13 protein-coding genes and 2 pseudogenes are annotated in these 13,362 nt (G+C 61.6%); 6 read left to right on the forward strand and 9 right to left on the reverse strand.

The window, feature by feature from the left end:
• Window positions 1-445 precede the first annotated feature (445 nt).
• Window positions 446-1,264 carry a shikimate 5-dehydrogenase gene (locus tag JMV15_RS25570; RefSeq protein WP_014717950.1) on the reverse strand — a complete coding sequence of 273 codons (819 nt, stop codon included), beginning with the start codon at window positions 1,262-1,264 and terminating at the stop codon, window positions 446-448.
• A gap of 156 nt (window positions 1,265-1,420) precedes the next feature.
• On the opposite strand from JMV15_RS25570, the gene JMV15_RS25575 reads away from it, so the two are divergent.
• The 3 genes from JMV15_RS25575 (at window position 1,421) to JMV15_RS25585 (ending at window position 2,497) form a co-directional block, all read left to right on the forward strand.
• Window positions 1,421-1,795: a hypothetical protein gene (locus tag JMV15_RS25575; RefSeq protein WP_019818659.1), complete on the forward strand. Its 375-nt coding sequence runs from the start codon at window positions 1,421-1,423 to the stop codon at window positions 1,793-1,795.
• A gap of 233 nt (window positions 1,796-2,028) precedes the next feature.
• Window positions 2,029-2,223 carry a hypothetical protein gene (locus tag JMV15_RS25580; RefSeq protein WP_014717949.1) on the forward strand — a complete coding sequence of 65 codons (195 nt, stop codon included), beginning with the start codon at window positions 2,029-2,031 and terminating at the stop codon, window positions 2,221-2,223.
• Window positions 2,224-2,314: 91 nt separating this feature from the next.
• Window positions 2,315-2,497: a hypothetical protein gene (locus JMV15_RS25585; protein ID WP_003190283.1), complete on the forward strand. Its 183-nt coding sequence runs from the start codon at window positions 2,315-2,317 to the stop codon at window positions 2,495-2,497.
• 3 nt (window positions 2,498-2,500) lie between these two features.
• Here JMV15_RS25585 and JMV15_RS25590 read toward each other — a convergent pair whose 3' ends face one another.
• Window positions 2,501-3,568 (reverse strand): AI-2E family transporter, encoded by a 1,068-nt coding sequence (locus tag JMV15_RS25590; protein WP_019818663.1) that lies wholly within the window; start codon window positions 3,566-3,568, stop codon window positions 2,501-2,503.
• Window positions 3,569-3,739: 171 nt separating this feature from the next.
• On the opposite strand from JMV15_RS25590, the gene trhP reads away from it, so the two are divergent.
• Window positions 3,740-5,053: a prephenate-dependent tRNA uridine(34) hydroxylase TrhP gene (trhP, locus tag JMV15_RS25595; protein WP_038449686.1), complete on the forward strand. Its 1,314-nt coding sequence runs from the start codon at window positions 3,740-3,742 to the stop codon at window positions 5,051-5,053.
• 22 nt (window positions 5,054-5,075) lie between these two features.
• Here the strand turns inward: trhP and JMV15_RS28815 are convergent, their stop codons facing one another.
• From JMV15_RS28815 to JMV15_RS25605, 3 genes and pseudogenes are all read right to left on the reverse strand, one after another.
• Window positions 5,076-5,897, reverse strand: a complete 822-nt coding sequence (locus JMV15_RS28815; protein WP_370874666.1) for a methyl-accepting chemotaxis protein — start codon at window positions 5,895-5,897, stop codon at window positions 5,076-5,078.
• Between the two features lie 36 nt (window positions 5,898-5,933).
• Window positions 5,934-6,755: pseudogene (locus tag JMV15_RS28820) on the reverse strand (cache domain-containing protein); the annotation flags it as partial.
• 179 nt (window positions 6,756-6,934) lie between these two features.
• Window positions 6,935-8,254: a Na+/H+ antiporter family protein gene (locus JMV15_RS25605; RefSeq protein WP_172832687.1), complete on the reverse strand. Its 1,320-nt coding sequence runs from the start codon at window positions 8,252-8,254 to the stop codon at window positions 6,935-6,937.
• A 1,372-nt stretch (window positions 8,255-9,626) separates the two neighbouring features.
• Here JMV15_RS25605 and JMV15_RS28825 point away from each other — a divergent pair.
• Together JMV15_RS28825 and JMV15_RS28830 are read left to right on the forward strand one after the other, a co-directional pair.
• Window positions 9,627-9,773 (forward strand): annotated as a pseudogene (locus JMV15_RS28825) (HAMP domain-containing protein); the annotation flags it as partial.
• A gap of 102 nt (window positions 9,774-9,875) precedes the next feature.
• Window positions 9,876-10,631 carry a methyl-accepting chemotaxis protein gene (locus JMV15_RS28830; protein ID WP_370694801.1) on the forward strand — a complete coding sequence of 252 codons (756 nt, stop codon included), beginning with the start codon at window positions 9,876-9,878 and terminating at the stop codon, window positions 10,629-10,631.
• Window positions 10,632-10,759: 128 nt separating this feature from the next.
• On the opposite strand, the gene JMV15_RS25615 is transcribed toward JMV15_RS28830, so the two are convergent.
• From JMV15_RS25615 to JMV15_RS25630, 4 genes are read right to left on the reverse strand one after another with little or no spacing between them, the layout of a single operon-like run.
• Window positions 10,760-12,073, reverse strand: a complete 1,314-nt coding sequence (locus JMV15_RS25615) for a sensor histidine kinase (RefSeq protein ID WP_038449681.1) — start codon at window positions 12,071-12,073, stop codon at window positions 10,760-10,762.
• The gene (locus JMV15_RS25620) at window positions 12,070-12,738 is read right to left on the reverse strand and encodes a response regulator transcription factor (protein WP_003190268.1); all 669 of its coding nucleotides are present in this window, start codon (window positions 12,736-12,738) and stop codon (window positions 12,070-12,072) included. The genes JMV15_RS25615 and JMV15_RS25620 overlap by 4 nt, the downstream gene beginning before the upstream one ends.
• Window positions 12,738-13,049, reverse strand: coding sequence for a PepSY domain-containing protein (locus tag JMV15_RS25625; protein WP_003190266.1), 312 nt, complete (start codon window positions 13,047-13,049; stop codon window positions 12,738-12,740). Before JMV15_RS25625 ends, JMV15_RS25620 begins: the two co-directional genes overlap by 1 nt.
• Window positions 13,049-13,351 carry a PepSY domain-containing protein gene (locus tag JMV15_RS25630; protein WP_014717943.1) on the reverse strand — a complete coding sequence of 101 codons (303 nt, stop codon included), beginning with the start codon at window positions 13,349-13,351 and terminating at the stop codon, window positions 13,049-13,051. The genes JMV15_RS25625 and JMV15_RS25630 overlap by 1 nt, the downstream gene beginning before the upstream one ends.
• Window positions 13,352-13,362 lie beyond the last annotated feature (11 nt).

Below are 13,362 nucleotides of genomic sequence, written 5' to 3' on the forward strand. Positions count from 1 at the left end.
TGGTCGAGAACAATAGCTCACGAGAATACTGCCGTTGCCGGTGTTCTTCGAAAACCTGATCAATCCACTCGGGGGCAATAGCCTGCTGCAGCGCCAGTTTGGCCATGACACTGGCAGGTGCTTTTTTTTCGAAACGCGCTAGAACTTCCGCCCACATCGTTTAGGTACCCCCTGAATGAATTTCAGGGGATTTTACAGAAGACCTTGAAAGGGCTGGCTGTAAAAGCGGAACCCTAAGTAGCCGTTACCGCAGGAATGGATATGTACTGGGTATTACGGCGTCGACTGTGAGGCCGTCTTCGCAGGCAAGCCAGCTCCCACAGTTGGATCGTGGGGTGTCAGGTAGATAGCCGTCGCCTGGCAGGCCGCCATCGCAGGCGAGCCAGCTCCCACAGTTGGATCGCGTGCGCGTCAGTTAGGTCACCGAATGGTTGTGCGTAAGGCTTTAGCTGCGGGCGAAGGCCACCGCTGCCTCGAACTGCTCCTGCGTAGGCCGCACACCGGTATAAAGCACAAACTGCTCCAACGCCTGGATAGCGATCACTTCCAGCCCGGTAATCACCCGCTTGCCCTGGGCACGGCCACGCACGATCAACGGCGTTTCCGCTGGGATCGCCACCACATCGAAGACCGTCTCGGCCTGATCGATTGCCTCGGCGTCAAACGCCAACGCATCCGCTTCCGCACCGCCGGTCATGCCAATGGGCGTCACGTTGATCAGCATCTGTGGCCGCAGGCTGCCCAGATCCGCCTGCCACGCGTACCCCAGGTTCCTGGCCAATGCCTGGCCCGCCACCTCATTACGTGCCACGATCACGCCATTGGCGTACCCCCCGTCACGCAAGGCACTGGCGACCGCCTTGGCCATGCCGCCGCTGCCGCGCAGGGCGAAGCTGGAGTCCTTGGGTACCGCGTGTTTTTTCAGCAGTTGCTCGATGGCGATGTAGTCGGTGTTGTAAGCCTTGAGGTGGCCGTTGGTGTTGACGATGGTGTTCAGGGAGTCGATGGCTTGAACCGAATCGTCGAGTTCGTCCACCAAGGCAATGGCAGCCTCCTTGAACGGCATGGACACCCCGCAACCGCGCACACCCAGGGCGCGGATACCGCCGATCGCGCCGGGCAGGTCCTGGCTGCTGAAGGCTTTATAGTAAAAATTCAGACCCAGTTGTTCATACAGGTGGTTATGAAAACGCAGGCCAAAGTTCCCAGGGCGCGCCGACAGTGACATGCACAGTTGGGTGTCCTTGTTGGGGTGCATCTGCATGGATAACTCCTTGAAGTAAGCAAATCGGTACAGACCTTACACAACCTTTACTCACTGGCCGTGCTGTTTTCTCGAAATACGTTGTCTTAAAAGTATCCCCGCGACAATCCTTGAGTCTATTGATTGCAGACCACAAGCGCAGGGGCTAATTGAGGAATGACCATCATGCGTAAACTTCCCAGGATCGCCTTGCTTATCGGCGCACTCGCAATGGCCGGCCAAGCTTCCGCCCACGGTGGTGGTTGGGGTGGCCCGGCCGTGTTCGGTGCGCTTGTCGGCGCAGCGGTAGTCGGCTCTGTGGTTGCCAGCCAGCCGCGTGAGGTGTACGTGCAACAACCGGTGTATGTGCAGCCGCAGCCGGTGTATGCCGCGCCGCCGCCGGTCTACTACGCGCCACCGCCACCAGTGTATGTGCAACAGCAGGTTTACTACCGCCCGGCGCCCGTCTATTACGGCCCACCGCGCGGTTATTATGGGCCACCTCGCGGCTACTACGGCCCGCCCCACGGCTACTACCGCCATGGTTGGTAAGTTTTAATCCATTGACAGACACAGGCCTCGCCCACACGCGGGGCCTTTTTTTGCCTGAAAAGTCCGGATTTATCCTGCCGATGTCGCTGTGAGAACAACGCACGAGCGCCAATCCCACATCATGAGCGTCGAATATCCTCTTGATCGATGGCGGGCTGCGCTGTCATGTTTGCGTCACAAAACAGTCGCACTATCGACCCAGTCCAGCCAATAACAATTAAGGACGATTGACCATGCCCACGCAAAACCCGCACCGCACCGCCGGCCTGTGCACCTCCAGCAAGGTCTATAACGCTTTGACTGAACTCAAGCACCTTGAAGGCCATCGCAGCGCCAAGTTCCTGGCATTGCTGGCCGAAAACCTGGTGCGCAAGGGCCTGCTCAGTGAGCACGAAGTGGTGAACATGCTCGACCAGGTGGTGGATTAACGCCTGGCATTGATGTCGACTATCGAGCCAGGTGATTTTTCCCAAGCACCGGCAAACCGTAAGGTGACCTCCATAACGTTTGGAGGTACTTATGCCCACTGTTCAAATCATGTCTGTCATCGGTAGCGCCGTCCCCGCCCCTCTGCGCAAACTGGGCTTGCTCGCCTGCTGGTATGTGGTGCGCGATGGCGAGCCGATCAGCGGCCCGCTCACTTCGTTATCGGATGCCGAAACACAACGCCGAATGGCAACCGACTTCAGGCTAGAAGCCTGAACGCTATGGCAGCGGCAACTTGACCCGCGGCTTGGTTTCGACGAACAACGCCCAGCACGACATGAACAACGCCGCCACCAGCGGCCCGATGACAAAGCCGTTAAGGCCGAACACCGACAGGCCACCCAAGGTCGAGATCAGGATCAGGTAGTCCGGCATCTTGGTGTCCTTGCCCACCAGGATCGGGCGCAGTACGTTGTCCACCAGGCCAATCACGAACACCCCGAACAGCCCCAGCACCACGCCCTGCCAGATCGAACCGCTCAACAGGAAGTAAACCGCCACCGGCCCCCAGACCAGCCCGGCACCCACCGCTGGCAATAGCGACAGGAACGCCATCAGCACGGCCCAGAGCAAGGCACTGGGGATGTCCAGGAACCAGAAGATCAAACCTCCCAGCGCACCTTGGGTCACAGCCACCAGCACGTTGCCCTTGACCGTGGCGCGCACCACGCGGTTGAACTTGAGCTGCAGGCGACGCTTTTGCGGCTCGGCCAACGGTACGGCTGTGCGCACTTTGCGTACCAGTTCCGGGCCATCGCGCAGCAGGAAAAACAGCAGGTACAGCATGATGAAAAAGCTCACCAGGAAATCAAACGTCCCCTGGCCGAAGCTGAACGCCTGGGAGGCAAAGAACTGACTGCCCTGCATCGCGCCCTTGACGACCTTTTCCCGCAGCCCTTCGAGGTTGCCCATGCCAAAACGGTCGAGCAACTGCTGGAAATACGGTGGTAGGACGTTCTTGAATTGCTCGATATAACCCGCTACGTCGAGTTTGCCGCTCTCGATGTTTTTGTAGAGCGTGGCCCCCTCTTGCACCAGCAAAGCACTGGTGATGATCACCGGCAGAATCGCGATCACCAGGCACACCATCAAGGTGGTCAGGGAGGTCAGGTTGCGGTTCCAGCTAAAACGCTGCTGCAGGCGGCGCTGCATCGGCGCAAAGATAATGCCCAGGATCACGGCCCAGAACACCGCGCCGTAGAACGGCAGCAATATCCAGATAAAAGCCACGGTGACCAAGGCCAGTAGCAGCAACAGGGTTTTGAATTGCAGGTTGGTTTGATTCATGTCCGGTCCATGTCAGAAAAACAGGGCCGATGGCGGCCCTGTTGCTTAGTCCGCAGCCAAACGTGGGAGTGCCCTTGTTTATCGAACAAGCATAGATCGCCATGTGTAGACGTGGATCAATGAACGGCGCCCGGCCCTGCACTACCCTCGCGCCTTTTGCGACCTACAGCCATGCCCTCGATGATTGCCCCCGAGCTGCTCGCCCCTGCCGGCACCCTGAAAAACATGCGCTACGCCTTCGCCTACGGTGCCGACGCGGTCTATGCCGGCCAGCCGCGCTACAGCCTGCGGGTGCGCAACAACGAGTTCGACCACGCCAACCTGGCCCTCGGCATCCACGAAGCCCATGACCAGGGCAAGCGTTTCTACGTGGTGGTGAACATTGCGCCCCACAACGCCAAGCTCAAGACCTTCCTCAAGGACCTGGCGCCGGTGATCGCCATGGGCCCGGATGCGCTGATCATGTCCGACCCGGGGTTGATCATGCTGGTGCGCCAGCACTTCCCGCAAATGCCGATCCACCTGTCGGTACAGGCCAATACGGTGAACTGGGCCAGCGTGGCGTTCTGGCAGCAACAAGGCATTTGCAGGGTGATTCTGTCGCGGGAGCTGTCCCTGGAAGAGATCGGCGAAATCCGCCAGCAAGTGCCGGCGATGGAGTTGGAGGTGTTTGTACATGGCGCCTTGTGCATGGCCTATTCCGGGCGGTGCCTGCTGTCGGGCTACATGAACAAGCGCGATGCCAACCAGGGCACCTGCACCAATGCCTGCCGCTGGAAATACCAGGCCACGCCGGCAGTGGAGAATGCCACTGGCGATATCGTCCATGAATATCAACCCACATTAGGGATCGGCACGCCCACCGATCAGGTGTTCCTGTTACAGGAAGCCAATCGCCCCGATGACTCCATGCCCGCCTTCGAAGACGAACACGGCACCTACATCATGAACGCCAAGGACCTGCGGGCCGTGCAGCATGTGGAACGCCTGGCACAGATGGGCGTGCATTCGTTGAAGATCGAAGGCCGCACCAAGTCCCATTTTTACTGCGCGCGCACCACCCAGGTCTACCGCCAGGCCATCGATGACGCAGTGGCCGGGCGTGCATTTGACCGCGGCTTGATGACCAACCTCGAGTCCCTGGCCCAGCGTGGCTACACCGAAGGTTTCCTGCGCCGCCACGTGCACGATGAATACCAGAACTACCAGAACGGCAGCTCGGTTTCCGAGCGCCAGCAGTTTGTCGGGGAGCTGACCGGCGAGCGCCGTGGCGCGTTGGCCGAGGTGAAGGTCAAGAACCGCTTTGCGCTGGGCGACCACCTGGAGTTGATGACGCCCGCGGGCAATTTTCATTTTGACTTGCCGAGCCTGCATAACGCCAAGGGCGAAAGCATTGAGGTGGCGCCGGGGGACGGGCATACGGTGTATGTGCCGATTCCGGCGCAGATGGACCTGCGCTTTGGCCTGCTGATGCGCGACGTTTAAACCCTGCCATGGGTTGAATGGATCAGATCCTGAACTGGCCCACCAACTGCCCGAGGCGCTGGCCCAGGTCGGCCAGACTGCGAGACGTCTGAGCGCCCAGTTGGGTTTCGTCCGCCACGCTGTCCACCGCTACCGCAATCTGATGCACGCTGCGGTTGATCTCTTCCGCCACGGCGGTCTGCTCTTCCGCGGCGCTGGCGATCTGGGCGTTCATTGAGTTGATGGTGCCAATCAGTTGCGCCATGGTGTCCAGGGACGCGCCGGCCTGGTTGGCCTGGGCCGAAGTGCCGTCGCCGGCATCGCTGGAGCGGCGCATAGCGTCCACGGCCGCCTCGGTGCCTTTTTGCAGGCGATCGATCATGCCCTGGATTTCCTGGGTGCTGGTTTGGGTGCGACTGGCCAGGGCGCGCACTTCATCGGCGACTACGGCAAAGCCACGCCCAGCCTCCCCGGCCCGTGCGGCCTCGATGGCAGCGTTGAGCGCCAGCAGGTTGGTTTGCTCGGCGATGGAGCGGATCACGCCGAGCACACTGACGATTGACGATACGTCCTGCTGCAGGCTGTCCAGGGACACGCCGCTGCTGCGGATGTCGTTCACCAGCGCATGGATCTGCGCGATGCTGCCGTCTACCACACGTTTGGCGGCCTGGCCTTCGGCGTCGGTCTGCTGCGCAGCGACGGCGGCGCCTTGGGCACTGCGTGCCACTTCGTGCGCCGCCGAAGACATCTGGTTGATCGCAGTGGCCACCTGGTCGGTCTCGTGGCGCTGGCGTTCCATGGCCTGTTCGGAACGCTGGGCCTGGTCGGACACCTGGCTCACCAGCCCGGTGAGTTGGGCGGTCATGTCGGTGATCTGGCGCACCAGGCCGTGGATTTTATCGACAAAGCGGTTGAATGCACCGGCCAGGTCGCCGAGTTCATCCTGGCTGGTAATGGCCAGGCGGCGGGTCAGGTCACCTTCACCCGCGGCGATGTCATCGAGGTTGGCTTTCATCAGGTGCAGCGGGCGCAGGATGGTATTGGCCAGCAGCATGCCCACGGCGGCGATCACCAGCAACACCACCACGGCCACGCCGAGGATGCTCAACAGCACGCCTTGCATGCGCTTCTCGACTTTTGCCTGCACCACCGCCACTTGGGCGTCGATGCCATCGAGGTTCACCGAGGTGCCGATCACCATGTCCCACTTGGGCAGGTACTCGGTATAGCCGAGCTTGGGCACCAGTTCGGTCTGGCCGGGCTGGGTCGAGCTGTATTGCAGGTAGTGGCTGCCGTCCTTGCCGACCTTGACCAGGTCGCGGTTGACGTAGACGCCGTTGGGGTCGCGGTTGTCCTTGAAGCTTTTGCCTACGCCGTCCGGGCTGTTGCCCTTGAACAGGCGGATGGTCTCGGAGTCGTAGCCGAAGAAATAGCCGTCTTTGCCGTAGCTGGTATTGGACAGCAACTTGACCACCTGCGCCCGCGCCGCGCTGTCGCCGGGGGCTGCCGCGTCGTAGAGCGGCTTGATGGTGGTCATAGCCACCTCGACATAACCTTGCAGGGTGGCCTTGGCGTCGTTGAGCAGGCGCTGACGGGTTTCATCCACCTCGTTGCGGGCCTGGCCCTGCAGAATCCACACGGTGGTCAGGCTGATGACCACGGCAAACAACAACACCGGCACGACAGCAAGGGCCAGGACTTTGGCCTTCAAACTCAGACGCATGGCTTTTCTCTCTTGTTAGTGGCGACTTGAGAGGTTAACGGCCATGTGAGCGATTACTGTAGGCGCGAGCTTGTGTGGCCAGAGCTTGCTCCCGCTCGGGTGCGCAGCGCCCCCAAGCTTTTTGGGGCTGCTTCGCAGCCCAGCGGGAGCAATCTCTGGCCACAGGGGGCTCACTTGGATCAGAGCGTCATCGCAGCCAGCCAGCCGAACGCCAGCAGCGGCAGGTTGTAGTGCAGGAAGGTCGGTACCACGGTGTCCCAGATATGGTGGTGCTGGCCGTCGATGTTCAGGCCGGAGGTGGGCCCGAGGGTGGAGTCCGAGGCGGGCGAACCGGCGTCGCCCAAGGCACCGGCGGTACCGACAATGCACACGATGGCCAGCGGGCTGAAGCCCAGTTGCACACACAGCGGCACGAAAATCGCCGCGAGGATCGGCACCGTGGAAAACGACGAGCCGATGCCCATGGTCACCAACAACCCCACCAGCAGCATCAACAACGCGCCGACGCCCCGGCTATGGCCGATGAGCGCTGCCGAGGCCTGCACCAGCGAGTTCACGTCACCGGTCGCCTTGAGCACTTCGGCAAAACCTGAGGACGCGATCATGATGAAGCCGATCATCGCCATCATCTTCATGCCTTCGGTGAACAGGTCATCGGTGTCGCGCCAGCGCACGATGCCCGACACCGAGAAGATCAGGAACCCGGCCAGGGCGCCGATGATCATCGAGTCCAGCCACAACTGGATGATGAACGCCGAGGCAATCGCCAGGCCGGCCACCAGCAGGGTCAGCGGGTTGTACTGCACCGCCACTTGCTCGACACGCTCGATTTTCTTCAGGTCGTACACACGCTTTTTGCGGTAGCTGATCAACACCGCCACCAGCAGGCCGACCACCATGCCCAGCGCCGGCAAGCCCATGGCGTGGGTGACATTGACCCCGCTGATATCCACCCCGCTCTTGGCGACGTTGGCCAGCAGGATCTGATTGAGGAAGATATTGCCAAAGCCCACCGGCAGAAACATGTACGGGGTGATCAGGCCGAAGGTCATCACGCAGGCGATCAGGCGACGGTCCAGTTGCAGCTTGGTCAGCACATACAGCAGCGGCGGTACCAGCAGCGGAATAAACGCAATGTGGATCGGCAAGATGTTCTGCGAGGCAATCGCCACCACCCACAACAGGCCGATCAGCAGCCATTTGACGTGGTTGCCACCGCTGGCGTCCTGGCGGTCCACCAGCAGCAAGGCTTTGTCCGCCAGCGCATGGGCCAGCCCGGACTTGGCAATCGCCACGGCGAAAGCCCCGAGCAATGCGTAGGACAAGGCCACGGTTGCGCCGCCGCCCAGCCCGCCGTTGAAGGCCTTGAGCGTGGCCTCGATACCCAGGCCACCGGTCAAGCCGCCCACCAGGGCGCCGACGATAATGGCGATGACCACGTGCACGCGGGACAGGCTGAGTACCAGCATGGTGCCGACCGCGGCGATGACTGCGTTAATCATGGTTACCTCAAGCAGAAACAAAAAAGACAGGCATGCCCGCGCGCGGCCCATGGGAACAGCTGCCGGCGTGCAAGCTTGAAAGAGGTCTTATTAGAGGGCGCGCACTTTGCAGGAGCTGGGCTGTCATGTCAAAAACTGTGGTGAGGCAAAGCCCTCTGCACGCATAAAGAATTACAGGCGCTGGCCGATACGCTGTCTCTATGTGCTTTCAGGTAAGGATGTCCCGATGTCGCTCAGGCAGCTCTCCATTCAATGGAAAATCACCCTGCTGGCGGGCCTCTGCCTGCTGGGGATCGTGACCCTGCTGGTGGGTCTGTCGCTGTATCGCATGGCGCAGAGCTCCCAGCAGGTCAAGGCGTCCAGCATGCAGATGCTCGACGAAGCCGCCCAGTCGCGCATCGAGGCCCAAGGCGAAGTGCAAGCGCTGGGCATTCGCCAGCAGTTCATGGATGCCTACCAATACGGCCATGGTTTTTCCCGCCAGGTGCTGTTTTTGCGCGAACAGGCCGAGAAGCGCTTTCTCGATGCCTTCGACACCCGTGAAGACCTGACCCGCCAGGTCAAGGCCGCCCTGCAGGCCAACCCCGACCTGCTCGGCCTGTCCCTGGTGTTCGAAGCCAATGCGCTGGACGGCAAAGACGAACTGTTCGCCAACCAGGCAGAACTAGGCAGCAATGACAAAGGCCGTTTCGCACTGTACTGGTCGCAACCGACACCGGGGAAAATCACCTCGATGGCACTGCCCGAGAGCGACATGGCCGACACCTCCATCGGCCCCAGCGGCGAAAAAGCCAACGCCTGGTTCACCTGCCCGCGCACGACTCTCAAACCCTGCGTGATCGAGCCCTACTTCTATGTGATCGACGGCCAGAACGTGCTGATGACCAGCATCGTGTTCCCGCTGATGGTCAATGGCAAAGTCATCGCCTCGCTGTCGGTGGATATCAACCTCAACAGCCTGCAGGCGGTCAGCCAACAGGCCAGCCAGAAACTGTACGACGGCCAGACCCAGGTCAGCATCCTCAGCCCGACCGGCTTACTGGCCGGCTACAGCCCGGATGCCAGCAAACTCAGCCAACGCCTGGAGCAGGTCGACCCGGCCAGCGGCGCACAGTTGACCAGTGCCTTGGCCAGCAGTACCCAGACCCACAGCCTGCGCACCGACCATCAACTCAAGGTACTGGCGCCTTTTGCGCCGATTCCCGGCGGTAAGGCGTGGGGCGTATTGCTGGATGTACCGGAAAAAGTCCTGGTCGCCCCCGCCGAAGCGCTGAAAAACCAGCTGGACGCCGACAACGCCAAAGGCACCCTGCTAGAACTGGGCCTGGGCCTGCTCGCCGCCGTGGTCGGCTTGATCCTGGTGTGGCTGATGGCGCGCAGCGTGACCCGGCCAATCCTTGGCGTGGCGCACATGCTTGAGGATATCGCCAGCGGCGAAGGCGACCTGACCCGGCGCCTGGCCTACGCCAAACAGGACGAACTGGGCCAATTGGCCGGCTGGTTCAACCGCTTCCTCGACAAGCTGCAGCCGATCATTGCCGAGGTCAAACGCTCGGTGCAGGACGCCCGCGGCACTGCCGACCAGTCCGCGGCCATTGCCACGCAAACCAGCGCCGGCATGGAGCAGCAGTACCGCCAGGTGGATCAGGTGGCTACCGCATCCCACGAAATGAGCGCCACCGCCCAGGACGTGGCCCGCAGCGCCGCCCAAGCGGCCCAAGCCGCCCGAGATGCCGACCAGGCAACTCGTCAAGGCTTGACGGTTATCGACCGCACCACCGCCAACATTGGCGAGCTCGCCGCCGACATGAGCACCGCCATGACCCAGGTAGAGGGCTTGGCCGCCAACAGCGAACAGATCGGCTCGGTGCTTGAAGTGATTCGCGGCATCGCCGAGCAGACCAATCTGTTGGCGCTCAACGCCGCCATCGAAGCCGCTCGCGCCGGTGAAGCCGGCCGCGGTTTTGCCGTGGTCGCCGACGAAGTGCGCAACCTGGCGCGGCGCACCCAGGAATCGGTGGAAGAAACCCGCCTGGTGATCGAACAATTGCAAACCGGTACCAGCGACGTGGTCGGCTCCATGGGCAACAGCTATCGCCAGGCTCAGGGCAGCGTCGAACAGGTCGGCCAGGCCGTCACCGCCTTGCGCCAGATTGGCGATGCGGTCACGGTGATCAGTGATATGAACCTGCAAATCGCCAGCGCCGCCGAAGAGCAAAGCGCCGTGGCCGAAGAGATCAACAGCAACGTGGCGACCATTCGCGATGTGACCGAGTCGTTGTCGGAGCAGGCCAATGAATCGGCGCGGGTCAGCCAGGCGTTGAACAGCCTGGCAAATCAGCAGCAGGGGTTGATGGATCAGTTCAGGGTCTGAATGTAGCAAGGCTTTACTGTGGGAGCCGGGCTTGCCCGCGATGCAGACACCTCGGTATGTCAGGCAAACCGAGTCGATGCTATCGCAGGCAAGCCAGCTCCCACATTTTGAGCGGTGGTGTGTGAATGCTAGCGCCGTGGCAACTGGATCAATACCTTGAGCCCACCCAGCTCGCTCTCTTGCAGTTGCAACACCCCACCCCACACCTCAACGATATCCCGCACGATCCCCAAACCCAGGCCATGGCCAACCCTTTGCTCATCCAGGCGTGCGCCACGGCTGAACACTTGGTCGCGCTGGGCCTCGGGAATGCCGGGGCCGTCGTCTTCCACCGCCAGCCGATAGCCCTGGGGCGTCTCGCTAACGCTCAGGCGTACCTCGGCGTCCGCCCATTTACAGGCGTTGTCCAACAGGTTGCCCAGCAGTTCCAGCAGGTCTTCACGGTCCCAAGGCAGTTGCAGGCCCGGCGCCACCTGGTAGCTGAGGTCCAGGTGTTCGCCGTGGATCATGCGCAGGGTGGCCAGTAAACCGGGCAGCTCTTGTTCACAGTCAAACAACGCGCCCGGCAGCGCATCACCCGCCAGGCGCGCACGGTTGAGTTCACGGTTGAGGCGCTGCTGCACTTGCTCCAATTGCTCGCGCAGCAACTGGCTCAGTTGCGGATGATCCTTGAGGGCGTCACTGGAGGCCGCGCTCAACAACACTGCCAGCGGGGTTTTCAGCGCATGCCCCAGGTTGCCGAGGGCGTTGCGCGAGCGCTTGAGGCTGTCTTCGGTGTGCGCCAACAGGTGGTTGATTTGCGCCACCAGTGGCTCCAGCTCAAGCGGCACCTGAGTATCGAGTTGCGAGCGCTGGCCTTGTTGCAGTTGGGCGATCTGGTTACGTGCGGTCTCCAGGGGGCGCAGGGCACGGCGCACGGTGACCCGTTGCAGGATCAGCACCAGCAGCAGCGCCGCCAGCCCCATCACCAGGCCGACCCGACGCATCAGGCGAAAGCTCTCGCGCACAGGCGTGTAGTCCTGGGCCACGCTGATGGAAATCGGTTGGCCAAAGCGCTTGTAGTCCGAGCGCAGCACCAACAGTTGCTGGCCTTCGGGTCCCAGTTGCAGGTTGCCCTTGAGCCCCGCCACCGGGAGCCGGGGCAGTTCCTGGTCCCACAGTGAACGAGAGCGCCAATGCACATCGGCAAAGTCGATACGAAAGTAGTGCCCGGAAAATGGCCGTTGGTACGCCGGCGACAGGCGTTGCTCATCCAACTGCACGCCGTTGGGCCCACGCACCAGCGCCACCAGCAGGTTTTCGCTGTCGTTGCGCAAGCCCGCTTCAAGGTAGCGCTGCAAACCCGCCTCGAACAACCACAGGCTGGTTTGCGCCAGCACCACGCCGACGATCACCATCACGCTGATCAACCCCAGGCTCAAGCGCCGCTGGATTGACCTCATGCCGGGGTGGCGCCGAAACGGTAGCCCTGGCCGCGGCGGGTCTCGATCACGCTGCGGCCCAATTTGCGCCTCAGATGGTTGACGTGCACCTCCAGCACATTGGAGTCGCGCTCGGTCTCGCCGTCATACAAGTGCTCGGCAAGGTGGCTTTTGGACAGGATCTGTTCGGGATGCAGCATGAAATAGCGTAACAAGCGAAACTCGGCAGCCGTCAGTTGGATCTCGGCGCCGTCACGTAGCACGCACTGGCGCCCTTCATCCAAATGCAGGCCGGCGGCTTGCAGGGTGGGCTGGTTCGTCTGGCCGTGGGAGCGGCGCAGCAGCGACTGGATGCGCAGGTACAGCTCTTCAGGGTGAAAGGGTTTGCTCAGGTAATCATCGGCGCCGGCCTTGAGCCCTTCGATACGCTCGGCCCAGGAATCGCGGGCGGTAAGGATCAGCACCGGGATGGCCAACGCGGCGGCGCGCCATTGGGCCAGCACATCAAGCCCGGGCAAACCGGGCAGGCCAAGGTCGAGAATGATCAAGTCATAGGGCTCGCTGCGCCCTTGATACACGGCGTCCCGGCCGTCGGCCAGCCAGTCGACTGCATAACCCTGGCGCTGCAGGCCGGCCATCAGTTCGTCGGCCAGGGGCACGTTGTCTTCCACCAGGAGCAGGCGCATCAGTCTTCCTCATCTTTGATCAGGTCGCCATTGGTGGCATCCAGCTTGATCTCGCGCACCACGCCCTCGGTGGTCACCAGTTCCACTTCATAGGCGTATTGCCCGTGTTTTTTTTCCAGTTCGGCCTCCAGCAGCCGCGAGCCGGGGTATCGCGCCATGGCCTGCTGCAACAGCTGTTCCAATGGCAGGATCACGCCTTGCTGGCGCAGGGCCAGGGCTTCGTCCTGGTTGAGGTCGCGGGCCGCCAGGCTGGAACAAAACACCATGAGCACCAGCGCCACGCGACTGCCGACGCGTAAATTTACCTTCATTACGTATCCTGATGATTCTTGAGAACCTGCCCGGTGAGCGCATTCAATTCAACATCCCATTCAATGCCGTCGGTATCTCGTAGCTCGACTTCATAAACGTACTTGCCGTATTCCTCATCCAAATCGGTGTCCAGCAGCGTCGAACCAGGGTGAAGGGCCAGGGCCGTAGCGTCCAATTGATCGAAAGCGACAATTGTAACAGTGGCCGGCACGATCAGTGGCTTGTCGGGGTCCACGGCGGCGGCCGGGGTCGCCGTAACGAGGATGATAGCGGCGGCGCCCAGGGCAGTGAGGCGCTTCATGATAAGTCTCC

Origin of the sequence: Pseudomonas paracarnis, assembly GCF_904063055.1 — a bacterium.
GTDB classification, from domain to species: domain Bacteria; phylum Pseudomonadota; class Gammaproteobacteria; order Pseudomonadales; family Pseudomonadaceae; genus Aquipseudomonas; species Aquipseudomonas paracarnis.